19 protein-coding genes are annotated in these 21,942 nt (G+C 62.6%); 11 read left to right on the forward strand and 8 right to left on the reverse strand.

Annotation, left to right across the window (positions count from 1 at the left end; translation table 11 throughout):
* Nucleotides 1-29 precede the first annotated feature (29 nt).
* Nucleotides 30-2,294, forward strand: a complete 2,265-nt coding sequence (locus DM807_RS02105) for a putative bifunctional diguanylate cyclase/phosphodiesterase (protein ID WP_179027009.1) — start codon at nucleotides 30-32, stop codon at nucleotides 2,292-2,294.
* On the opposite strand, the gene DM807_RS02110 is transcribed toward DM807_RS02105, so the two are convergent.
* Complete coding sequence (locus DM807_RS02110; RefSeq protein ID WP_179027010.1) at nucleotides 2,194-3,081, reverse strand: NAD(P)-dependent oxidoreductase; 888 nt, start codon at nucleotides 3,079-3,081, stop codon at nucleotides 2,194-2,196. The two genes, DM807_RS02105 and DM807_RS02110, sit on opposite strands and share 101 nt — an antisense overlap.
* Before the next feature lie 165 nt (nucleotides 3,082-3,246).
* On the reverse strand, nucleotides 3,247-3,558 hold the full coding sequence (locus tag DM807_RS02115; RefSeq protein WP_012273837.1) for a DUF2288 domain-containing protein: 312 nt from the start codon (nucleotides 3,556-3,558) through the stop codon (nucleotides 3,247-3,249).
* Between the two features lie 359 nt (nucleotides 3,559-3,917).
* Between DM807_RS02115 and DM807_RS02120 the strand changes: the two genes are divergently transcribed.
* The 8 genes from DM807_RS02120 (at nucleotide 3,918) to nhaA (ending at nucleotide 12,826) form a co-directional block, all read left to right on the forward strand.
* Nucleotides 3,918-5,033, forward strand: coding sequence for a branched-chain amino acid ABC transporter substrate-binding protein (locus DM807_RS02120; RefSeq protein WP_012273838.1), 1,116 nt, complete (start codon nucleotides 3,918-3,920; stop codon nucleotides 5,031-5,033).
* 186 nt (nucleotides 5,034-5,219) lie between these two features.
* A complete protein-coding gene (gene livH / locus DM807_RS02125) occupies nucleotides 5,220-6,143 on the forward strand; it encodes a high-affinity branched-chain amino acid ABC transporter permease LivH (protein ID WP_003254876.1) in 924 nt (307 codons plus the stop codon).
* The gene (locus tag DM807_RS02130) at nucleotides 6,140-7,396 is read left to right on the forward strand and encodes a high-affinity branched-chain amino acid ABC transporter permease LivM (RefSeq protein ID WP_012273839.1); all 1,257 of its coding nucleotides are present in this window, start codon (nucleotides 6,140-6,142) and stop codon (nucleotides 7,394-7,396) included. Before livH ends, DM807_RS02130 begins: the two co-directional genes overlap by 4 nt.
* On the forward strand, nucleotides 7,393-8,160 hold the full coding sequence (livG, locus tag DM807_RS02135; RefSeq protein WP_012273840.1) for a high-affinity branched-chain amino acid ABC transporter ATP-binding protein LivG: 768 nt from the start codon (nucleotides 7,393-7,395) through the stop codon (nucleotides 8,158-8,160). Before DM807_RS02130 ends, livG begins: the two co-directional genes overlap by 4 nt.
* On the forward strand, nucleotides 8,161-8,862 hold the full coding sequence (locus tag DM807_RS02140; RefSeq protein WP_003254879.1) for an ABC transporter ATP-binding protein: 702 nt from the start codon (nucleotides 8,161-8,163) through the stop codon (nucleotides 8,860-8,862). It abuts the gene before it with no gap.
* Nucleotides 8,863-8,968: 106 nt separating this feature from the next.
* A complete protein-coding gene (locus DM807_RS02145; RefSeq protein WP_012273841.1) occupies nucleotides 8,969-9,643 on the forward strand; it encodes a COG3650 family protein in 675 nt (224 codons plus the stop codon).
* A gap of 103 nt (nucleotides 9,644-9,746) precedes the next feature.
* Nucleotides 9,747-11,354 carry an NAD(P)/FAD-dependent oxidoreductase gene (locus tag DM807_RS02150; protein WP_060493570.1) on the forward strand — a complete coding sequence of 536 codons (1,608 nt, stop codon included), beginning with the start codon at nucleotides 9,747-9,749 and terminating at the stop codon, nucleotides 11,352-11,354.
* A gap of 296 nt (nucleotides 11,355-11,650) precedes the next feature.
* A complete protein-coding gene (nhaA, locus tag DM807_RS02155) occupies nucleotides 11,651-12,826 on the forward strand; it encodes a Na+/H+ antiporter NhaA (protein WP_012273843.1) in 1,176 nt (391 codons plus the stop codon).
* A 69-nt stretch (nucleotides 12,827-12,895) separates the two neighbouring features.
* Here the strand turns inward: nhaA and DM807_RS02160 are convergent, their stop codons facing one another.
* Nucleotides 12,896-13,360: an outer membrane lipoprotein gene (locus DM807_RS02160; protein ID WP_009684613.1), complete on the reverse strand. Its 465-nt coding sequence runs from the start codon at nucleotides 13,358-13,360 to the stop codon at nucleotides 12,896-12,898.
* Between the two features lie 147 nt (nucleotides 13,361-13,507).
* Here DM807_RS02160 and DM807_RS02165 point away from each other — a divergent pair, with 147 nt between their 5' ends.
* Nucleotides 13,508-13,741: a hypothetical protein gene (locus DM807_RS02165; RefSeq protein ID WP_012273844.1), complete on the forward strand. Its 234-nt coding sequence runs from the start codon at nucleotides 13,508-13,510 to the stop codon at nucleotides 13,739-13,741.
* A 114-nt stretch (nucleotides 13,742-13,855) separates the two neighbouring features.
* Here the strand turns inward: DM807_RS02165 and pdxH are convergent, their stop codons facing one another.
* The 5 genes from pdxH to dinG form a co-directional block, all read right to left on the reverse strand.
* Nucleotides 13,856-14,503 (reverse strand): pyridoxamine 5'-phosphate oxidase, encoded by a 648-nt coding sequence (gene pdxH, locus DM807_RS02170; RefSeq protein ID WP_012273845.1) that lies wholly within the window; start codon nucleotides 14,501-14,503, stop codon nucleotides 13,856-13,858.
* 18 nt (nucleotides 14,504-14,521) lie between these two features.
* The gene (locus tag DM807_RS02175) at nucleotides 14,522-15,499 is read right to left on the reverse strand and encodes an OmpA family protein (RefSeq protein ID WP_012273846.1); all 978 of its coding nucleotides are present in this window, start codon (nucleotides 15,497-15,499) and stop codon (nucleotides 14,522-14,524) included.
* A 99-nt stretch (nucleotides 15,500-15,598) separates the two neighbouring features.
* Nucleotides 15,599-16,744 carry an EstA family serine hydrolase gene (locus tag DM807_RS02180; RefSeq protein ID WP_012273847.1) on the reverse strand — a complete coding sequence of 382 codons (1,146 nt, stop codon included), beginning with the start codon at nucleotides 16,742-16,744 and terminating at the stop codon, nucleotides 15,599-15,601.
* 109 nt (nucleotides 16,745-16,853) lie between these two features.
* Nucleotides 16,854-19,088 carry a beta-galactosidase gene (locus tag DM807_RS02185; protein WP_179027011.1) on the reverse strand — a complete coding sequence of 745 codons (2,235 nt, stop codon included), beginning with the start codon at nucleotides 19,086-19,088 and terminating at the stop codon, nucleotides 16,854-16,856.
* A 79-nt stretch (nucleotides 19,089-19,167) separates the two neighbouring features.
* Nucleotides 19,168-21,312, reverse strand: a complete 2,145-nt coding sequence (gene dinG / locus DM807_RS02190; RefSeq protein ID WP_012273849.1) for an ATP-dependent DNA helicase DinG — start codon at nucleotides 21,310-21,312, stop codon at nucleotides 19,168-19,170.
* Between the two features lie 98 nt (nucleotides 21,313-21,410).
* Here dinG and DM807_RS02195 point away from each other — a divergent pair, with 98 nt between their 5' ends.
* Entirely contained in the window at nucleotides 21,411-21,875 is a 465-nt protein-coding gene (locus DM807_RS02195) for a CopD family protein (protein ID WP_012273850.1), read from the forward strand.
* Nucleotides 21,876-21,942 lie beyond the last annotated feature (67 nt).

The raw sequence follows: 21,942 nt of genomic DNA on the forward strand, positions 1-21,942 counted from the left end.
CGAGTGAAAACTCGATCAAGAGGCATTCCATGGAATGGCTGGGGCTGCAACTGTTCGCTGATCTTCCGGCAACCGGGCGCATCGTCATCGATTGCCGGCATGAACCGTTACTGGTTCTACTCGCCTACTTCGTCGCCAGCGCGTCCTGCTTCGCTACCCTCGACATGGCCGAACGCCAGTCACACAGCGACGACCCCACCGCACACCGGCAATGGAACATGCTCGGCGCCTGCTGCCTGGCCGGCGGCATCTGGGCCATGCACTTCATCAGCATGCTGGCCTTCCAGGCCCCGGTGGAAGTGCACTATGACGTCTCGCTGACCATCCTCTCGCTGCTCATTGCCCTGGGTGTCGCCTGGCTGGCCATGCACAGCCTCGAACGCAGCCAGATGCGCGCGTATCACTTTGTGCTTAGCGCTGCGCTGATTGGCCTGGGCATCATCCTGATGCATTTTGTCGGCATGGCCGCAATGGAAACCGGCGCCGTCCAGTACTACCAGACCGGCCTGCTGCTGGCCTCTGCCGCCATCGCCCTGCTCACGAGCCTGGCCGCGTTGTGCCTGGCTCGCTATTTGCGCAATGGCAGCGGCACCCTGTACCAGGCCATGAAGTACGGCGCCAGCCTGCTGCTGGCAGGCGGTATCGTTACCACCCATTTCACCGCGATGTCGGCCATGACCCTGGTCATCCCGGCCGATACCGCACTGCGTCTGCCGTCTGGCGACAACAGCCTGCAACTGGCGCTGGGCATTGGCTTCATCACCCTGTTGATCAGTGGCGCCAGCATCAGCGCCGCGCTGGCCGACAAGAAGCTGCAGAGCAAAGAGCACGATCTGCGTCGGGTCAGCGTGCTGCTCAGCCAACTGGACCAAGCCCGCGCGTCACTGCAGCAGGCCGCGCATTACGATGCCCTGACCAACCTGGTCAATCGCCGTGGTTTCAACCAGGTGTTCGCCGAACGCCTGGTCGAACACCAGGCCAACGAAAACCGCCTGGCGGTGATGTTCCTCGACATCGACCATTTCAAGCGCATCAACGACAGCCTCGGCCACGACGCCGGTGACGAGCTGCTCAAGGTGATCGCCAACCACATCAAGGCCGCTACCCGCAGCCAAGACCTGGTTGCGCGCTTGGGTGGCGACGAGTTCTGTGTGGTCACCAGCCTCAACAGCCGCGACGAAGCCCGTCACCTGGCCCAGCGCATCATGCAACGAATGAAAGACCCCATCGACCTGGGCGGCCGGCGCATGGTCATGACCACCAGCATCGGCGTGAGCATCTTCCCGGACGACGGCAGCACAGCCGAAGAGTTGCTCAAGCACGCCGACCTGGCCCTCTATCAATCCAAGGACAACGGCCGCAATAGCCTGAACTTCTTCAACGACAGCCTGAAGGCCAGGGCTTCGATTGCACTGCAACTGGAAGAAGAGCTGAGACTGGCCCTGTTGGAAGAGCGCGGGTTGTGCGTGCACTACCAGCCCATCTTCGACCTGCGCAGCGGGCAAGTGGCCAAACTGGAAGCGCTGCTGCGCTGGCAGCACCCGCAACACGGCCTGCTGGGGCCCGACCGTTTCATCGGCATTGCCGAAGCCAACGGCCTGATCATCGACCTCGACTTGTGGGTATTGCGCCACGCCTGCGCCGACCTGGCCTACTTGCAGCGCCACGGCTACGGCGAACTCAAGGTCACGGTCAACTGCTCGGCAGTCACCCTCAGCCACGACGAACTGCCCAACGAAGTTGAAAAGGCGCTGTTCCATGCCGCCCTGGCGCCGCGCCAACTTGAGCTGGAGGTGACCGAGAACGCACTGATGGGCGATATCCAGCGTACGGTCAGCCTGCTCAAGCGCGTGCGCGCCCTGGGCGTGGCGCTGTCGATCGATGACTTTGGCACTGGCTACTCGTCACTGGCCTACCTCAAGCGCCTGCCACTGGACGTGCTGAAAATCGACCGCACCTTCCTGCAGGATGTGCCGGGCAGCCAGAAAGACCGCGAAATCGTCCAGGCGATCATCGTCATGGCGCATACCCTGCACTTGCAGGTCGTCAGCGAGGGCGTGGAAACCGCCGAACAACAGGCCTTCCTGGAAAGCCACGGTTGCGACTACCTGCAGGGCTACCTGCTGGGGCGCCCCGTGCCGCTGGCAGAGCTGCGGCCGCTGCTGGAGCGGCTACAGCGCCAGAACGGCGTACTCACGCCTTGTTGCGGTACAGCTCCACCAGGGTCGCCGGGTCTTTTTGCAGGTAACCCTGGCTACCGTGCAGGCGCATCAATTGCGCGGCGAGGCCGCTGAGCGGCGTCGCCGAGCCTTGCTCACGGGAGAACTTGACCGCGCCATCCAGGTCCTTGAGCAGCGTGCGTACATGCCACTTGATCGGCTCGAAGCGGCTCTCGGCCATCTGCGGCGCCAGGATCTGCAACGGCTTGGAATCGGCAAAGCCACCGGCCAGCGCTTCGGCAATCAGTGTCGCGTCTACGCCCGACTGCTCGGCCAATACCACTACTTCGGCAATCACCAGGGCATTGCAGGCTACGATCATCTGGTTGCAGGCCTTGGTCACCTGGCCCGCGCCTACCGCCCCCATGTGCGTCACGCGCTGGCCAAGCACCTGCAGCACCGGGTGTGCACGCTGCAAGTCGGCCACCTCACCACCGACCATGATGGCCAGTGTGCCTGCTTCAGCACCTGGCGTACCGCCAGATACCGGCGCATCCAACCACGCCATGCCACACAGTGCTGCCAGTTCGGCTGCCATTTCACGGGTGGCGGTTGGTTCCAGGCTGGAGAAATCGATCAGCAACTGGCCGCTGCGCCCGCCCTGGGCAATGCCTTGCTCGCCGAACACCACCTCGCGCACCACTGCTGTGTCGGCCAGGCACAGCAGCACCATGTCGCTGTCGCGGCACAATTGGGCCGGGCTGCTGGCCAGGCGCGCGCCGGCAGCGACCAGGGCGGCACACTTGTCTGGGCTACGGTTCCATACCGTCAGCGGATATCCCGCTGCCAACAGACGACGGCACATGGGCAGGCCCATCAGGCCGATGCCGGCGAATCCAAGCGAAGGTAGTTGTGAGCTCATCAACGTCTCCAGACAAATTCGATATCAATCCAGGCCGCAAGGCAGCCCCATTACGCATCCCGTAAACTGTTACCGCCACGCCGAATTGTTACTTACCTCTACCCGCCTTGCACGGCTTCAAGCACCAAAACGGGGCTGCTGCGTATTTTTGCGCACCAAAAAAGATCACGCCTCTTCCGTGTGCTTCACCTGGATCACGATGAACGGCGAAACCACCACCGCCCAGATCTCTGGATCGCGGCTTTGCAGGTCCAGTGCCTGCTCGGCCGAGACCGGCCCAACGGTGCCATCACTACGCCACTTGGCGAAGATCTCGCTGCGATTCTCGGCCATCGCTTCGGCAACGGTGATCAGGTCCAGGCTGGGGTCGACCCAAATCAGGTCACCCTTGGCCCAGAAACGTTCCAGTGCTTTCCACTCGATGATTGCCGTCTCGCCAAGCAATTTGGCATAGAGGGTGCTTGTTTGATCAGTCATGGGTGGTATCCGCAAAAATCGCCAATTAAAAAAGGCCGGCATTTTTGCAGAAAAACCCGGTTTCAAATATGTAATTTGGTCGATTGACCCCGAAGTTGTGGGGCGGGGTCGCAGATGCAGGCAGTTTGATGGCGCCTTTCTGTATCTTTCTGTCGATCAAGCGACAACCCAGGAAGCAGGCACTTTTCGACCGCTTTTCAAGCGCTCGAACAGCGCTCTACACTGTACCGGTACAGTTCCGGGACATGTTCCGGGGGAAGGTGGGCTTGCGCGTTGGCACAGCCACGCCGCAAATCCCGCCCGGTCTGTAGCCCTGGCCGCCAGGACTATAAGAATTACAACAGAATGAGTGGAGCACTATGATCAAGATTTCCAAGCTGTTCGCCGCAATGGTTCTGGCCGGGGTAGCCAGCCATTCGTTTGCCGCCGATACCATCAAGATCGGCATCGCCGGTCCTAAAACGGGTCCTGTGACCCAGTACGGCGACATGCAGTTCATCGGCGCCAAGCAAGCCATCAAGGATATCAACGCCGCGGGCGGCGTCGATGGCAAGATGCTCGAAGCCAAGGAATACGACGACGCCTGCGACCCTAAACAGGCCGTGGCAGTCGCCAACAAAGTGGTCAACGACGGCGTCAAGTTCGTCATCGGTCACCTGTGCTCCAGCTCCACCCAGCCAGCGTCCGACATCTACGAAGACGAAGGCGTGATCATGATCACCCCGGCCGCCACCTCGCCGGAAATCACCGCCCGTGGCTACAAGCTGATCTTCCGTACCATCGGCCTGGACAGCGCCCAGGGCCCAGCCGCCGGCAACTACATCGCCGACCACGTCAAGCCGAAAGTGGTTGCGGTACTGCACGACAAGCAGCAGTACGGTGAAGGCATTGCCACCGCGGTCAAGCAAACCCTCGAAGCCAAAGGCACCAAGGTTGCCGTCTTCGAAGGCCTGAACGCCGGTGACAAAGACTTCTCCTCGATCATCCAGAAGCTCAAGCAGAACAACGTCGACTTCGTCTACTACGGCGGCTACCACCCAGAGCTGGGCCTGATCCTGCGCCAGGCCCAGGAAAAAGGCCTGAAAGCCAAGTTCATGGGCCCAGAGGGCGTGGGTAACGACTCCATTTCGCAGATCGCCCAGAACGCCTCCGAAGGCCTGCTGGTCACCCTGCCGAAGTCGTTCGACGCCGACCCTGAGAACAAGAAGATCGTCGACGCCATCAAGGCTGACGGCAAGGACCCAAGCGGCCCGTTCGTATTCCCGGCCTACTCGGCTGTCGAGCTGATCGCCCAAGGCATCAAGGCCGCCAAGTCCGAAGACACCGACAAGGTGGCTGCTGCCATCCACGCCGGCTCGTTCAAGACCCCTACCGGCACCCTGTCGTATGACGAGAAAGGCGATCTGAAAGACTTCAAGTTCGTGGTCTACGAATGGCACTTCGGCAAGCCGAAGACCGAAGTCTCCCCTCAGTAACTGCGTGACTAAATAGCTGACCGTAGAAGCCCACTGTGCGAGCAGTGGGCTTTGTTTTACGAGGTTCATGGGCCCGATCCCCGCGATCCGGGGGCGGGCTCACCTGAAAATCTTAAAACCGTCACCCGCGGTTTCCTGGCCTACCCCCGCCAGCGAAATGCAAATCAGGTTTTTAGGAGCGCTGTAATGCCTGAGATCTACCATTTCTTCCAACAACTGGTTAATGGATTGACCATCGGCAGCACCTATGCCTTGATCGCCATCGGCTACACGATGGTGTACGGCATCATTGGCATGATCAACTTCGCCCATGGCGAGGTGTACATGATCGGTTCCTACGTGGCCTTCATCGCCCTGGCGGGCCTGGCCATGATGGGCATCCATTCGCTGCCGATCCTGATGACCGTCGCCTTTGTCGCGACGATCTTCGTCACCAGTGCCTATGGCTACAGTATCGAACGGGTTGCCTATCGCCCTCTGCGCAACAGCAACCGGTTGATTCCGCTGATTTCCGCCATCGGCATGTCGATCTTCCTGCAGAACACCGTCTTGCTGTCGCAAGACTCCAAGGACAAATCCATCCCCAACCTGATCCCCGGCAGCTTCTCCTTCGGGCCAGGCGGTGCTGAAGAAGTACTGATCAGCTACATGCAAGTCCTGGTGTTCGTGGTCACCCTGGTGGCCATGACCCTGCTCACCCTGTTCATCTCCCGCTCCCGCCTGGGCCGCGCCTGCCGCGCCTGCGCCGAAGACATCAAGATGGCCAACCTGCTGGGCATCAACACCAACAACATCATCGCCCTCACCTTCGTCATCGGTGCCGCCCTGGCAGCCGTGGCAGCCGTGCTGCTGAGCATGCAGTACGGGGTGATCAACCCCAACGCCGGTTTCCTGGTGGGCCTGAAGGCCTTCACTGCGGCGGTGCTGGGTGGCATCGGCAGCATTCCGGGCGCCATGCTCGGCGGGCTGGTGCTGGGTGTAGCGGAAGCCTTTGGTGCCGACATCTTCGGCGACCAGTACAAGGACGTGGTGGCATTCGGCTTGTTGGTTCTTGTCTTGCTGTTCCGGCCGACCGGCATTCTGGGCCGCCCGGAGGTTGAAAAAGTATGAACAAAAATCTCAAACAGGCGTTCTTCAGCGCCTTGCTGGTATGGGCCGTGGCCTTCCCGGTACTGGGCCTGAAACTGAGCATCGACGGCATCAGCCTGGCCGTGCACAGCCAGGGCTCGTTCACCATCAGCATCATCGCCGTGTGTTCGGTGCTGATGTTCCTGCGTGTGCTGTTCGACAAGCAGTGGAGCTCGGTGATGGGCCGCCGTTCGGATCGCAAGCTGATCCCGCCGGCCGTCAGCAACTACCTGACCCTGCCCAAGACCCAGCGCTATGTGATCATCGGGTTGATCGTGGCGGCACTGGTGTGGCCGTTCTTCGGCTCGCGCGGTGCGGTCGACATTGCCACGCTGATCCTGATCTACGTGTTGCTGGGCCTTGGCCTGAACATCGTGGTTGGCCTGGCGGGCCTGCTCGACCTTGGCTATGTCGGCTTCTACGCCGTCGGCGCCTACAGCTACGCCATGCTCTCGCACTACCTGGGCTGGAGCTTCTGGGTGTGCCTGCCGATTGCCGGCCTGATGGCCGCCACCTTCGGCTTCCTGCTCGGCTTCCCGGTACTGCGCCTGCGGGGTGACTACCTGGCGATCGTGACCCTCGGCTTCGGCGAGATCATCCGCCTGTTCCTGCGTAACCTCACCGACTGGACCGGCGGCCCCAACGGCATCAGCAACATCCCCAAGCCGGAGTTCTTCGGCCTGACCTTCGAACGCCGCGCCGCCGAGGGCATGCAGACCTTCCACGAGTTCTTCGGCCTGGAATACAACTCGATCAACAAGGTCATCTTCCTCTACCTGGTGGCCCTGCTGCTGGCGCTGCTGGCGCTGTTCGTCATCAACCGCCTGCTGCGCATGCCGATCGGCCGCGCCTGGGAAGCCCTGCGCGAAGACGAGATCGCCTGCCGCGCACTGGGCCTCAACCCGACCGTGATCAAACTCTCGGCGTTCACCCTGGGTGCCTGCTTCGCCGGTTTCGCCGGTAGCTTCTTCGCCGCGCGCCAAGGCCTGGTGACGCCAGAGTCGTTCACCTTCATCGAGTCGGCAATCATCCTCGCCATCGTCGTGCTTGGCGGCATGGGCTCACAACTGGGCGTGATTCTCGCGGCCATCGTGATGATCCTGCTGCCCGAGCTGATGCGTGAGTTCAGCGAATACCGGATGCTGATGTTCGGTGCGCTGATGGTGTTGATGATGATCTGGCGTCCGCAAGGCCTGCTGCCTATGCAACGTCCACACATGGAGCTGCGTCGATGAGCCGCGAAATTCTGCAAGTCAGCGGCCTGAGCATGCGCTTCGGCGGCTTGTTGGCGGTCAACGGCGTGGGCCTGACCGTCAAGGAAAAACAGGTGGTGGCGTTGATCGGCCCCAACGGCGCCGGCAAGACCACCGTGTTCAACTGCCTGACCGGTTTCTACAAGCCCAGCGGCGGCACCATCCTGCTCGATGGCCAGCCGATCCAGGGCCTGGCCGGCCACCAGATCGCCCGCAAGGGTGTGGTGCGGACCTTCCAGAACGTGCGCCTGTTCAAGGAAATGACCGCGCTGGAAAACCTGCTGATCGCCCAGCACCGCCACCTCAACACCAACTTTTTCGCTGGCTTGTTCAAGACCCCGGGCTTCCGCCGCAGCGAAAAGGAGGCCATGGAACGCGCGCAGTACTGGCTGGAAAAGGTCAACCTGACCGAGTTCGCCAACCGTACCGCCGGCACCCTCGCCTACGGCCAGCAGCGCCGCCTGGAAATCGCCCGCTGCATGATGACCCAGCCACGCATCATCATGCTCGACGAACCGGCCGCGGGCCTGAACCCGAAGGAAACCGAAGACCTCAAGGCATTGATCGCCTACCTGCGCGAGTCGCACAACGTCACCGTGCTGCTGATCGAGCACGACATGAAGCTGGTGATGAGCATCTCCGACCATATCGTGGTGATCAATCAGGGCACCCCTCTGGCCCACGGCACACCGGAGGAGATCCGCGACAACCCTGATGTGATCAAAGCCTACCTGGGGGAAGCGTAAATGCTGAAGTTCGAAAACGTTTCCACCTTCTACGGCAAGATCCAGGCGCTGCACAGCGTCAACGTGGAAATCAACCAGGGCGAGATCGTCACCCTGATCGGCGCCAACGGCGCCGGTAAGTCGACGTTGCTGATGACCCTGTGCGGCTCGCCGCAGGCGCACAGTGGCAGCATCAAGTACCTGGGTGAAGAACTGGTCGGCCAGCCGTCCTCGCACATCATGCGCAAGAGCATCGCCGTAGTGCCGGAAGGCCGCCGCGTGTTCGCCCGCCTGACCGTAGAGGAGAACCTGGCGATGGGTGGTTTCTTCACCGACAAAGGCGATTATCAGGAGCAACTGGACAAGGTGCTGCAGCTGTTCCCGCGCCTGAAGGAACGTTACATCCAGCGTGGCGGCACCATGTCCGGTGGCGAGCAGCAAATGCTCGCCATTGGCCGGGCGCTGATGAGCAAGCCCAAGCTGCTGCTGCTCGACGAACCTTCGCTGGGCCTGGCACCGATCATCATCCAGCAGATCTTCGACATCATCGAACAGCTGCGCCGCGATGGCGTGACGGTGTTCCTGGTGGAGCAAAACGCCAACCAGGCGCTGAAAATCGCCGACCGGGCGTATGTGCTGGAGAACGGCCGGGTGGTGATGCAAGGGACAGGCGAAGCGCTGTTGACTGACCCAAAGGTGCGCGACGCGTACCTTGGGGGTTGATCGGGAAAGGGCCTTCGGGCCCTTTTTCATGCCTGCTGACTTGTGATCCCAGCACACCCTGCGTAACGTGGCCAGCTCTTTGGCAAAGATCCCCGGAGCCCGCCCCATGCGCCTCACCCCCACCCTGCTGCTCACCGCCCTGCTGCCCCTGTTCGCCGGCTGCCAGCTCATGGCCAACGCCCCAAGCGACCCGAACATCGGCACCACGCGCATGCAGGGCGAACTACGTGCCGCCAACGGCCAGTTGCTGTTCAAGCCATGCAGCGAAAACCGCACGTTCGTGATCAATGATGTCGGCGCCACTGGCATCCTGCAGGAGGCCGCCAACCTTGCCAAGGACGCCAATGACAAGCTGTTCGCCGACGTCCGTGGTCGCCTGACCGGCAGCAAGCAGGCCAACAACGACGGCCAGCTGGAAGTGCGTCGCCTGTACCGCCTGGAACCCTCCGCCCGTGCCTGCGAAGACCCCAACTTCAAGCAGCTGACCCTGCGCGCCGACGGCCAGGAGCCGTTCTGGGCGGTGAAAGCTAGCGGCAAGGGGATGATCATAGAGCGCCCCGGCAAAGACCCGCTGCCCCTGCCGTTCCTTGAAGAAGAAGTGCCCGGCGGCGGCCTGACCCTGAGCAGCGAAGCCAACGGTCAGCACGTGGAACTGTGGGTCGCCCCGCAACGCTGCGTCGACAGCATGAGCGGCGCCGTGCGCCACCTGCGCGCCGAACTGCACATCGACGGCAAGACCTTGCAAGGCTGCGGCTACTACGGTGGCGCACGCGACAACTGATCGCCGGGCACTTTTATCCTGCCAGTCAGGGCGGCGAACAGCTTATACTTGGCGGTTTGTGTAAAGCCGCCGGCCGTCCATGGCCGGGATACTGGACCCTGCCATGCTACGAATCACCGAACTGAAGCTGCCCCTGGACCATCCTGACGAAGCGCTGCGTGAAGCCATCGTCCAGCGCCTGGGCATCCGCGACGAGCAATTGCTCAGCTTCAACCTGTTCAAGCGCAGCTACGATGCGCGCAAGAAGAACAGCGAACTGCTGTTCATCTACACCATCGATCTGGAAGCCAGCAACGAAGCCGAACTGCTCAGCAAGTTCGCCGACGATCGCAACATCAGCGTGGCACCAGACGTGACCTACAAGTACGTCGGCCACGCCCCGGCCGACATGCAGGAGCGCCCGATCGTGGTCGGTTTCGGCCCGTGCGGCATCTTTGCCGGCCTGCTGCTGGCACAGATGGGGTTCAAGCCGATCATCCTCGAACGCGGCAAGGAAGTGCGCCAGCGCACCAAGGACACCTGGGGCCTGTGGCGCAAGAGCGTGCTCAACCCAGAGTCCAACGTGCAGTTCGGCGAAGGCGGCGCCGGCACCTTCTCCGACGGCAAGCTGTACAGCCAGATCAAGGACCCGCAGCACCACGGCCGCAAGGTACTGGAAGAGTTCGTCAAGGCCGGTGCCCCGGACGAAATCCTGTACATCAACAAGCCGCACATCGGCACCTTCCGCCTCACCGGCATGGTCGAGCAGATGCGCCAGGACATGATTGCCCTGGGTGCCGAAGTGCGCTTCCAGGAGAAGGTCACCGACCTGCTGGTCGAAGATGGCCAGTTGACTGGCGTGGTACTGGAGAGTGGCGAGCAGCTGCACTCGCGCCATGTGGTCCTGGCCCTTGGCCACAGCGCCCGCGACACCTTCCGTATGCTGCACGCCAAAGGCGTGTACATGGAAGCCAAGCCATTCTCGGTCGGCTTCCGCATCGAGCACCCGCAAACGCTGATCGACAAGGCGCGCCTGGGCAAGTACGCCGGCCACCCCAAACTCGGTGCCGCCGACTACAAGCTGGTGTACCACGCCAAGAACGGCCGCTCTGTATACAGCTTCTGCATGTGCCCAGGCGGCACCGTGGTCGCGGCTACCAGCGAGCCGGGCCGAGTCGTTACCAACGGCATGAGCCAGTACTCGCGTAACGAGCGCAACGCCAACTCCGGCATCGTCGTCGGCATCGACCCCGAGCGCGACTACCCGGGTGGCCCGCTGGCCGGTATCGAGCTGCAGGAACGCCTGGAGGCCCATGCCTACGTGATGGGTGGCAGCAACTACCAGGCCCCGGCGCAACTGGTGGGTGACTTTGTCGCCGGCCGGCCATCGACCGCACTGGGCAGTGTCGAGCCGTCCTACAAGCCGGGCGTGACCCTGGGTGATCTGGCGCCAAGCCTGCCGGACTTCGCCATCGAGGCGATCCGTGAGGCACTGCCGGCATTCGACCGCCAAATCAAAGGCTACAACTTGCATGACGCGGTGTTGACCGGGATCGAAACGCGTACCTCGTCGCCCCTGCGCATTACCCGGGGTGAAGATTACCAGAGCCTGAACCTCAAGGGGCTGTTCCCGGCGGGTGAAGGCGCCGGCTACGCGGGCGGGATTCTGTCCGCGGGTGTGGATGGCATCCGCATTGCCGAGGCGGTAGCACGGGATATGCTCGGCCTCTGATTGCTTGAGGCCTTCCAAGGCCTCTTCGCGGGTAAGCCAACTCCCACAGAGACAGCGATGTCACTGTGGCAACGGGCTTGCCCGCGAGAGGGCGCTGGCAGACTTCAGAATAACCCGGCCCCAAGACCAGCCTTCCCCTCACCCCCTCCTCCTCCATCTGCATCTAGGCTTCACTAAGCCAAGGCAGCAACACCATATAACAAAAACGAATATAGTTTTTGTTTTAAAGAATATCGCCACAGGCTAGGGTGTACGCCCGTACCATTCGTAAACTGCTCATGGAGAGCCTATAGCCCGTGCGTAGCCTGTTCACCCGTTTTTTCCAGCTTGAAGCCGCCAGCGGCCTGCTGCTGATCGCCGCCGCCGTTCTGGCCCTGATCATCAACAACTCGCCACTGTCCTACCTGTACAGCGGGCTGCTCGACGTGCCCGTCGCCGTCCAGATCGGCGCGCTGAACATCGCCAAGCCATTGCTGCTATGGATCAACGATGGCCTGATGGCCCTGTTCTTCCTGCTGATCGGCCTGGAGGTCAAGCGCGAGGTGGTCGACGGCCACCTGTCCAAGCCATCCCAGGTCATCCTGCCTGCCACTGCTGCCGTTGGCGGCATGGTGGTGCCGGCACTGATCTACTGGTTCATCAACCGTGACAACCCGGCGGCCGTGGCCGGCTGGGCGATCCCAACTGCCACCGACATCGCCTTTGCCCTCGGCGTGCTGGCGCTACTGGGCAAGCGCGTGCCGGTGTCACTGAAGCTGTTCCTGATGACCCTGGCGATCATCGACGACCTGGGTGCGATCATTGTCATCGCCCTGTTCTACTCCGGTACCCTGTCGAGCGTATCGCTGCTGCTGGCGGCGGCCTGCCTGGTGGTGCTGATAGCGATGAACCGGCTTGGCGTGGTCAAGCTTGGGCCATACATGGTCATTGGCCTGATCCTCTGGGTATGCGTGCTCAAGAGTGGCGTGCATGCCACCCTGGCCGGTGTCGCCCTGGCCTTGTGCATCCCACTGCGCACGCGCAACGCCGAAACGTCACCGCTGCTGGCCCTGGAACATGCCCTGCACCCTTGGGTGGCCTATGCCATCCTGCCACTGTTCGCCTTCGCCAACGCCGGCGTTTCGCTGGCTGGCATGACCGTAGAAAGCTTCACCCACCCCGTGCCGATGGGCATCGCCGTCGGCCTGTTGCTGGGCAAAACCGTAGGTGTTTTCGGCCTGACATGGCTGGCGGTGAAGCTGCGCCTCGCCGCGCTACCTGCTGGTGCTGGCTGGGGGCAAATACTGGGGGTGGCGATACTCTGCGGCATTGGCTTCACCATGAGCCTGTTCGTTGGCTCGCTCGCCTTCTCCCCAGGCAGTAGCGAATACGCCGGTATGGACCGCATGGGGATTCTTACCGGCTCGTTCTTCGCCGCAGTGATCGGCTACGCCGTCACCGCCATGGCCAGCCGCAAGCCCCGTGTTGGTTGATTTGGCTGAGGCATGAAAAAACCCCGACTGGCAGCAGCCAGGTCGGGGTTTTGTTTTACTGCGCTACGGTCAGTGCGAAACGCGGCTGGTACCGTCAACGGTCATGATGCGCACGCGGTCACCCACGCGGAAGATTTCGTTCTCCTGCACGGCCTGCACATAGGCGCGCATGCTGCCGTCGTCTTCACGTACGGTAATTTCGACACCTTGGGTACGAGTCAGGCCTTCTTCGGCAGCGGAGCCTGCCAGGCCACCGGCAACAGCACCGATCACCGCAGCGACGATGCTGCCACGGCCACCGCCAACGGCGCTGCCAGCAACGCCACCCACGATGGCACCAGCACCACCGCCGATCGGGGTCTTGGTACCCTCGATCTTGACTGGGCGCAGGGACTCGATGGTGCCCATACGCACGGTTTGCACGCGGCGGGCCTCGTCACGGGAGTAGCTGTCACCGGTCAGGCTCGAGGCACAGCCTCCCAGCAGCAGCGACATGGTGGTAAAGGTCGCCACCAGCAAAGCGGATTTACGCATGGGTAAAGTCTCCATAAGTCAGGTGCTCATTAGACGCTGCACATTGACGGCTGTCACGGTACAAACGTAATAAAATTGTTTTCATTCAGCCGGGGTACAGCCTGCCGGGCTGTGTCGAAGGCCTTTCAAGTGAGACCAAGGATAGCCATGGATTACTTCATCGTCGTGGTCGCCACCGTTGCGGGGCTGTATTTCCACGGGTGGCTGTATGTGCGCATGCGCCGCTGGATGGACCGCGACCTGGCGTTGTCGCTGGCGGGTGCCGATCCTGATAAGCGCGCGTTCATGCTGGAAAGGTTGGAACAGGCGCGACAGGAGAAGGTGGGACGCAAGCAACTGGCAGGGTGGTTGGAGCGGGAAGCGGCGGAGTATCCGGGGTAGCCTGATCGATCGTCGTGGCCGCTTTGCGGCCCTATCGCGACACAAGGCCGCTTCCACAGGTACAGCGCGATCGCCTCTGTGGGAGCGGCCTTGTGTCGCAGCAGCCCCGGGACCTCAGGGCGCCAGCCGCTCCCGCTGCCATTGCCCATTCACGAACCGGTAATTCAACCGGTCATGCAAGCGGCTCGCCCGCCCCTGCCAGAACTCGATGCGCTCAGGCAACAAACGGTAGCCCCCCCAATGCTCAGGGCAGTGCGGCTGGGTGTCGGAAAAGCGCGCTTCGGTAGCCTTGACCAGGCCCTCGAGCTCTTCACGCCCGGCAATCACCCGGCTCTGCGGCGAGGCCCAGGCCCCCAGGCGGCTGCCCAGCGGGCGCACCTGATAGTAGGCATCCGACTCCTGCGCCGAGACCTTCTCCACCCGACCTTCGATGCGCACCTGGCGCTCCAGCGCCGGCCAGAAGAAGGTCATGGCTGCAAAAGGGTTGGCCTGCAATTGCTGGCCCTTGGCGCTTTCGTAATTGGTGAAGAAAGTGAAGCCCTGCTCGTCGAGCCCCTTCAGCAACAATACACGGCAATGCGGGCGGCCTTCGCCGTCCACGGTGGCCAGGGTCATGGCGTTGGCTTCCACCGGTGCCTGCTCGGTTTTCACCGCATCGGCGAACCACTGGTGGAACAGGACGAACGGCTCCCCCGGCGCCTGGGCTTCAGCCAGGCCATCACGGGTGTAGTCGCGGCGCATATCGGCCAGGGATTGGGTCATTGCTGCGTTCCTTGACGATCAGTTGGTCTTCGCAGGGCTATTGGCAGCTACTTTTTTATCGGCGGTAGCTTTCTTGGCAACAGGCTTGGCCGGCGCCGCTTTCTTCTTGGCTGTTGCCTTCACAGGTGCTTTGGCCTTGGCCACGGGCTTCTTCGCCGCAGGCTTGGCAGCCGGCTTGTTGTCAGTGGCCTTGGCAGCAGGTGCCTTGGCATCCTGTACCGCCACCATCGAGGTCGGCGCAGGTGCCGGAGCAGCCTGCTGATACTTGGCCAACAGTGCGACCATGGTGTTTTGTGGGGTCAGCAGCATTTCCACGCGGCGGTTCAGGGAGCGGCCCTCGGCGCTGTCATTGGCCGCACGCGGCATCACCGAGCCCATGCCCTTGAGGGTCAGGCGGTCACGCTGCAGGCCGCTGAGGCGGAAGATGGCCGATACCGAAGCGGCGCGCTCCAGGCTGAGTTTCTGGTTGGCAGCGGCAGCACCGCTGCTGTCGGCATGGCCCAGTACCAGCACGGCAGTCTTGGGGTCACCTTCGACGGTCTTGGCCACGCGGGTGATCGGGCCGAGGGTCATGGGCAGCAGCATGTTCGGGCGGTCAGGGTTGTACGAGCTGTCAACCGGCAAGGTTACCGCCAGCACATTGTCGCGGCGCTCAAGCTCCAGCTTGCTGTCCTTGATCGCTTCGCGCAGCTTAGGCTCGTATTCGTCCAGCCAGGCCTGGGTGGCCTTCTGGTCAATTTTCGGCACCACGGGGCCCTTGGCCTGCTTGTCATCGCCACCAAACGGCCACCACCAACGGCTGGCGCTCTCCGATTTGGCGTCAGCCTTGGCCACGTTTTCAGTGACGGCTGCCTTCACTTCCTGCTCGGCGACCTTGTCCGAACCGAAAGGCCACCAGTTGGAGCCACCTTCCTTGGAGCCGTCCGGGGAGTGGCTGGCGCAGCCGGTAACGGCGGTCAGGCACAGGGCGAGTGCTAAGGTTTTATGTGAAGACATCAGCGATACACCATGAAATAGAAAGATATTTTGCCTAGGCACTTCAGGCGTTGGCATTGAGGATAGTCAAAGGGGGTGGGCAATACCCGCATTACCCGATCAAAGGCAACTGGCAAGGACGCGTACCAATTTTTGCGCGCGTGGGTCCATCAGCACATAAGGGCCGAGGGTATTGACCACGAAACCGAAGGCCACATCGTGCTCCGGGTCGGCAAAACCGACCGAACCACCGGCACCGGGGTGGCCGAAGGCGCGGGCGCCGAGGCCAAAGGTGGCGTTGGCCACCTCGGGCTGGTCGAGCATGCAGCCCAGGCCAAAGCGGGTTTGGGTGAGCAAGGTACGGTCCTGACCCAGGCTGTGTTCACGGGTCAGTTCATCGAGCAGTTCAGATTCGAGCAGGCTGCCGTCAAGAAGCCCGGCATAGAAGCCCGCCAGGCTGCGTGCGTTGCCATGGCCATTGGCCGCTGGCTGTTGCATACGACGCCATTCAGGCTTGTTGGTACTGGTCAGGATCGCCGGCGGGTTGGTGAATGCACGGGTCGACAACGCCTCTGGCTCACGCATGGTTACCTGTAGCAAGCGCTGCGCTGCGGCATCCCCCGGGTTGCCTTTGCCACGGGCGATATGCGCCACGCGGTGGAACTCTTCGTCTGCCAGGCCAACGTGGAAATCCAACCCCAACGGGCGGGCGGTGCGGGCCACGATCGAGTCGCCAGGGCCACGGCCATCGGCGCGGCGAATCAGCTCGCCGATCAGCCAGCCGTAGGTGATGGCGGCATAGCCGTGTTCGGTGCCGGGTGTCCACCAAGGTGTCTCGGCCGCCAGGGCATCGACCATGGTCTGCCAGTCGTACAATGCCTCGGCCGGCAGCAGCTCGCGAATCGCCGGCAAGCCGGCACGGTGGCTGAGCAGTTGGCGCAAAGTGACCGACTGCTTACCGGCCTGGGCGAACTCGGGCCAGTAGTTGGTCACCGGGGCATCGAGGGCCAGCTTACCCTCGCCGACCAGTTGCAGGGCGGTGACGGCGGTGAACGTCTTGGTGCAGGAGAACAGGTTGGCGATGGTATCGCTGTGCCAAGCCTGCTGGCCGTCTTTGTCGGCACTGCCGGCCCACAGGTCAATAACGGTTTCGCCCCCCACCTGGATGCACAGTGCGGCACCACGCTCCTGGGGATCATCGAACAACGCGGCAAAGGCTTCGCGCACGGCTTCGAACTTCAGCTCATAGTGACCCTGGATCTGCACCCGCTGTACTCCGTACGACCATGTCCAAAAAAGGTGTGCATTGTTTCAGTAGTTGGGTGTTTTGCAAACTGGCTTGGGCCAAATGGTCGCGACGAACGGTAACTGGCGCTCAGGGCGCCGGTTTCTCCAGCAGCGCTCGCAATTGGCCCATGGCCTGCAGGTTGCTTTTGCGCACGGCGTCAACAAACCCTGGGTACGGCACATCGGTGATGGCCACCAGTCCAAGGTGACCGTTTTCGCCGTCAAGCAGGCGACCGCTGGCCGGCTGATCGAGGTACTGGAACCAGTGGGCGCCAACGATCATCGGTTGCGCCAGGGCGGCCTTGAGGAAGTTGCCGTAGGCCGGGCCGCGATCCTCTTCCCGCGCCAACTCCAGCGGCCCCGGCCAGAACGGCCCGCGATCGCGCGAGCCGAACTGGAACTCGGACACCAGCACCGGCTTGTCCAACTCGGCCAGGCGAGCGAAGTCGTAACCGTCCTGAGGCTTGAGGGTATAGAAATTGAAGCTGAGCACATCGCAGAACTCTGCACAGGCTTTGACCGCTTCTGGCGTGCTGATGGCATAGCGGCCACCCAACAGCAGGTGATTGGGCGCATGCCACTTCAACGAATCGGCAATGGTCTTGAAGTAGGTCTCGGCAAATACCTGTTGGAAATGCTGGTAATCACGTTCGATTTCCGGGTGCTCCGGGTTGGGCAACGGCGCCTCGAAGCCTGGATCTTCCATCAGTTCCCAGGCGGCCAGCTCGATGCCCCAGGCCTTGGACAGCCCTTCCTGGTTGCGATACTTGTCACGCAACTGCTTGAGGAATGCGCGCTTGGCCGGCACGTCGGTGGTCAAGCGCAAGGTGCCGTAGGCCAGGCCGTAACGGGCTTTGGGGTCGCTTCCGGGAGCAGCCCAGGCCAACTCGTTATCGGCGAAGTAACCGATCAGCCAGGGGTCGTCACGGTGATCGCGGGCGGCAATGGCCACTGCACGCTCGGTGGCCATGGCGAAACGCGGGTCAAACGGATCGGGCATGCTGCCCCACCAGTCCATGCCGGTACTGATGCTGGCGTAGTCGCCCACGATCGACAGCGGCACGGTGTATGGCAGGCGCCTGGCCTGACCAAGGGCAGGCTCGCTCCAGTTGCCGATGGTGTTGAAACCCCAGGCCTGCAGGCGGTCGAGCGCGTGCGTCTGCCAGCGGGCCGCATCCAGCACCAGCGGTGGGCAGTTGGCGGGCTGGCCCTCCACTGCGGGCGGGCAGGGTTTGCCATAGGTACGTTGAAGGTTGGCAGCATAGAAGTCGAACCAGCGCCCCTGTTTGAAATTGCGCCCTTGCGACGAGGCATTGCCATCGTCGTTATTGCCCTCGCCATAGAAAGCGGCCAGTGCATTGCCCTCAGCGGGCAGGGCCTTGAACATGCCTTCACGCCCAGCGACATAGGTACGCCCGCCGTCTGCCGCCACGGCGTTTACCCCCAGGGAATAGAAGGGGTGCCCTTCCGGCGTTACCAGGTACCAACGGCCATCACGCTTTTCGGTGCGGAAGAAGCCTTTGGCGGCGAACGCCGGCCCGGCCAACAGGCCGCCGTAAGGGTCCAGCTGCTGTTTGCCGCGCTCTGTCAGCCAGCCCTTGAGCTGTTGCTGTTCACGGGTATCGGCTGCCTTGAGCTGTTCGTCATTGGTAACCTTCTCAGGCCAGTTACCGCGCGTGGACTGGCCATAGGTATCGATCAGCTCATGGTAGGCAGCCTTGTAAGCCTGGTCGTCATCCTGAATGCCGACTCGCTCGATCAGCAGGTTTTGCGCGACCTTGGGGTTGGGAATGCTCAGGCTCACCAAGGCCACCTGCTTGAGGTCGACTGCCCCGGCGCTGCTGGTCAGCAGCAGGCGCTGCCCGCCATAGTTCCAGGGCATCGGCGGGCCGGCACGCATGCCCTGGTTCAACGGTGAACTGGCTGTCAGCGGCACCATCACGGTTTGCGCGGGGCCGGCCGGCAGGTCGATACGGCTGGTCAAGGTGCGGCCATCGCTGCCTTGCACCGTGACATCCACGGTCAGCGCCCAATCCATGGCACTTTGCAGGCGTAAGGTCAGGAACTGCCCGGCGGACCAGTCCCACGCCCCGCCTTGCGGGCTCAGGCGCAAAGTCGGCCGCTGGGCCGGGTTGAACACCACACGCCGCAACACTTCGCCCTCGGCCGTCTGCTCCGCGTTGTACTGCGGCATGCCGGCATCCTCGGTCACCACATTGACCACCGAGGCCGGGCGCACGAAGCTGAACAGCGTCTGCTGCCCGGCCAGCAAGGGCGAGCTGAACAACAGGGCGAAAACGGCGGGCAGGGTACGGCGGACCATAAGGCTGGGGCTCTCCTTCAGGGCCGTCATGGCCCAAGACTGAGTAATGGACAACGCGCCGGAGCAAGTGCTCCGGTGCTCAGGAAATCTCCCGCCGGAACGGCGGCAGCGCATTGAGAATAGCCTTGCCGTAACGCTGGGTGACCAGACGCCGATCGAGCAAGGTGATGACGCCGCGATCCTGCTCGGTACGCAGCAGGCGGCCACAGGCCTGGATCAACTTGAGCGAGGCGTCCGGCACGGCAATTTCCATGAACGGGTTGCCGCCGCGGGCCTCGATCCACTCCGACAAGGCAGCCTCCACCGGGTCGTCGGGCACGGAGAAGGGAATTTTGGCGATGACCACGTGCTCGCAGTACGCACCCGGCAGGTCGACACCTTCGGCAAAGCTGGCCAGGCCGAACAACACGCTGTGCTGGCCATCGTCGACCCGTGCCTTGTGCTTGTTCAGGGTTTCCTGCTTGGACAGGTTGCCCTGGATCAGCACCAGCTTACGCCAGTCGCGGTCCAGGCCGTCGAACACATCCTGCATCTGCTTGCGTGACGAGAACAGCACCAGCGCGCCACGGGCATCTTCGACGATGTTCGGCAGTTCGCGGATGATCGCCGCCGTGTGCGCCGCCGCATCGCGTGGGTCGGCCTGCAAGTCCGGGACCCGCAACAGGCCGGCATCGCCATGCACGAACGGGCTGGGGACCACACAGGTGACGGCATCGCGCGGCAAGCCCGAGCGCATGCGGAAGCGATCGAATTTGCCGAGCGCAGTCAACGTCGCCGACGTTACCAAGGCGCCATGGGCAACGCTCCACAGGCTGCGGCGGAGCATTTCGGCAGCAAGAATGGGGCTGGCGTTGACTTCGATGTCGAACATCGCACCGCTTTCGGCCAACGTCAGCCAACGGGCCATGGGCGGGCTGTCTTCCGGGTCTTCGGCGGTAAAGGCCGTCCACAGTTCCCAGTTGCCCTGGGCACGGGTGACCAGGCTGCCGAACAGCGGATACCATTCTTCGGCCTGGTGGCTGGCAATGCCGATGCTCACCTCACCGTCCATCCCTTCCTTGAGCAGGTCGGCCAGGCGGGTGAACAGGTCGTTCAGACGGGCGAAGCCCTTCTTCAACTCGATGCCCACCTCGCGAATCTGTTCTGGCACCACCCCACCCTCAAAACGGTAGCGCGGGCGCTCACGGCCTTCGGTATCCTCGCTGGGGCGGAAGTCGGCCACCTGTTCGCACAGCGTGAACATGAACTGTTGTTGGGTGCGCACTTCCCGCGCCAGCTCCGGCACCTGCTCGATGTATTTGCCCAGGTCACCGGGCAGCGGGTGCTGGGCCAGAAGCTTGGTCAGGTTCTTGGCCGTCTGCTCAAGCCAGTCGCCCGTGGAACGCAGCCGCGAATAATGGGCGAAGTGGCCGATGGCCTTGTCTGGCAGGTGGTGGCCTTCGTCGAACACGTACATGGTATCGCGCGGGTCGGGCAATACCGCACCGCCGCCCAGGGCCAGGTCGGCCAGGACCATGTCGTGGTTGGTGACGATCACGTCGACCTTGCCCATGCCTTCGCGGGCCTTGTAGAACACGCACTGCTGGAAGTTCGGGCAATGACGGCCCGTGCACTGGCTGTGGTCGGTGGTCAGGCGTGCCCAGTCCTGGTCTTCCAGGGCCTCGGGCCAACTGTCACGGTCACCGTCCCAGCGGTTGCCGGCGAGCTTCTCGATCATGCTGTTGAATAGCTTCTGGCTGCGTTCGTCGACTTCGATACGGAAGCCTTCTTCTTCGAACAACTGGGCGGTGGCCGACTGGGCATGGCCTTCCTGCAGCAGGATGTCGAGCTTGGACAGGCACAGGTAGCGGCCACGGCCCTTGGCCAGGGCAAAGCTGAAGTTGAGCCCGCTATTGCGCATCAGGTCGGGCAGGTCCTTGAAGACGATCTGCTCCTGCAGGGCCACGGTGGCAGTGGCTATCACCAGGCGCTTGCCGGCGGCCTTGGCGGCCGGAATGGCGGCCAGGCTGTAGGCCACGGTCTTGCCGGTACCGGTGCCCGCTTCCACGGCCACCACGGCAGGCTCACCGGCACGCCGGCCTTCATCGTCGCAGGCAATGTCGCCAAGCACCTTGGCCACTTCGGCGATCATCAGACGCTGGCCGTAGCGCGGCTTGAGGCTCTTGGCTTCGAGAAAACGCGAATAGGCGCCCTGAATGGTGGCTTTGAGTTCGTTGCTGATCATGGTCTGCAGGCGCCCGGAGGGCTGGATATATTTTCAGTGTTTCACACGGGGCGGCTATCATACCCCGCTATTGCCCTTTGTGCCGCATGGAGATCCGGATGCTCGCCTTTGCCCTGCCCTACACACTGCATGTTCTAGCCGCCCTGGTATGGGTCGGCGGCATGTTCTTCGCTTGGCTGGTGCTACGCCCGGCAACGGTTGCAGCCCTTGAAGGGCCTGCCCGCCTGCGCTTGTGGGTGGAAGTTTTCCGACGTTTCTTCGGCTGGGTCTGGCTGGCGGTGGCAATCTTGGCGATAAGTGGTATCGGCATGTTGCACATGCGCTTCAGCGGTTTCGAGACCGCGCCTAAGTACGTGCAGGTGATGATCGGTGGCGGGATCGCCATGTTTGCCCTGTTCATGCGCATTCAGGCGTTGCTGCTGCCGGAACTAAAGGCGGCGGTGCTGGCCGAAGATTGGCCAACGGGTGCGACGGTGCTGGGGCGGATTCGGCGGATGGTGGGTATCAACTTGCTGCTGGGCCTGGCCGTGGTGGCTGTGGCCAGTTCGCGCCTGATGATCTGACAGGTTTCACGCGGTCCCTGCAGGAGCGGCCCATCACGACACAAGGCCACTTCTACAGGGGACAGCG

This window comes from Pseudomonas hunanensis, from assembly GCF_013393325.1.
In the GTDB taxonomy this organism is placed as follows: domain Bacteria; phylum Pseudomonadota; class Gammaproteobacteria; order Pseudomonadales; family Pseudomonadaceae; genus Aquipseudomonas; species Aquipseudomonas putida_P.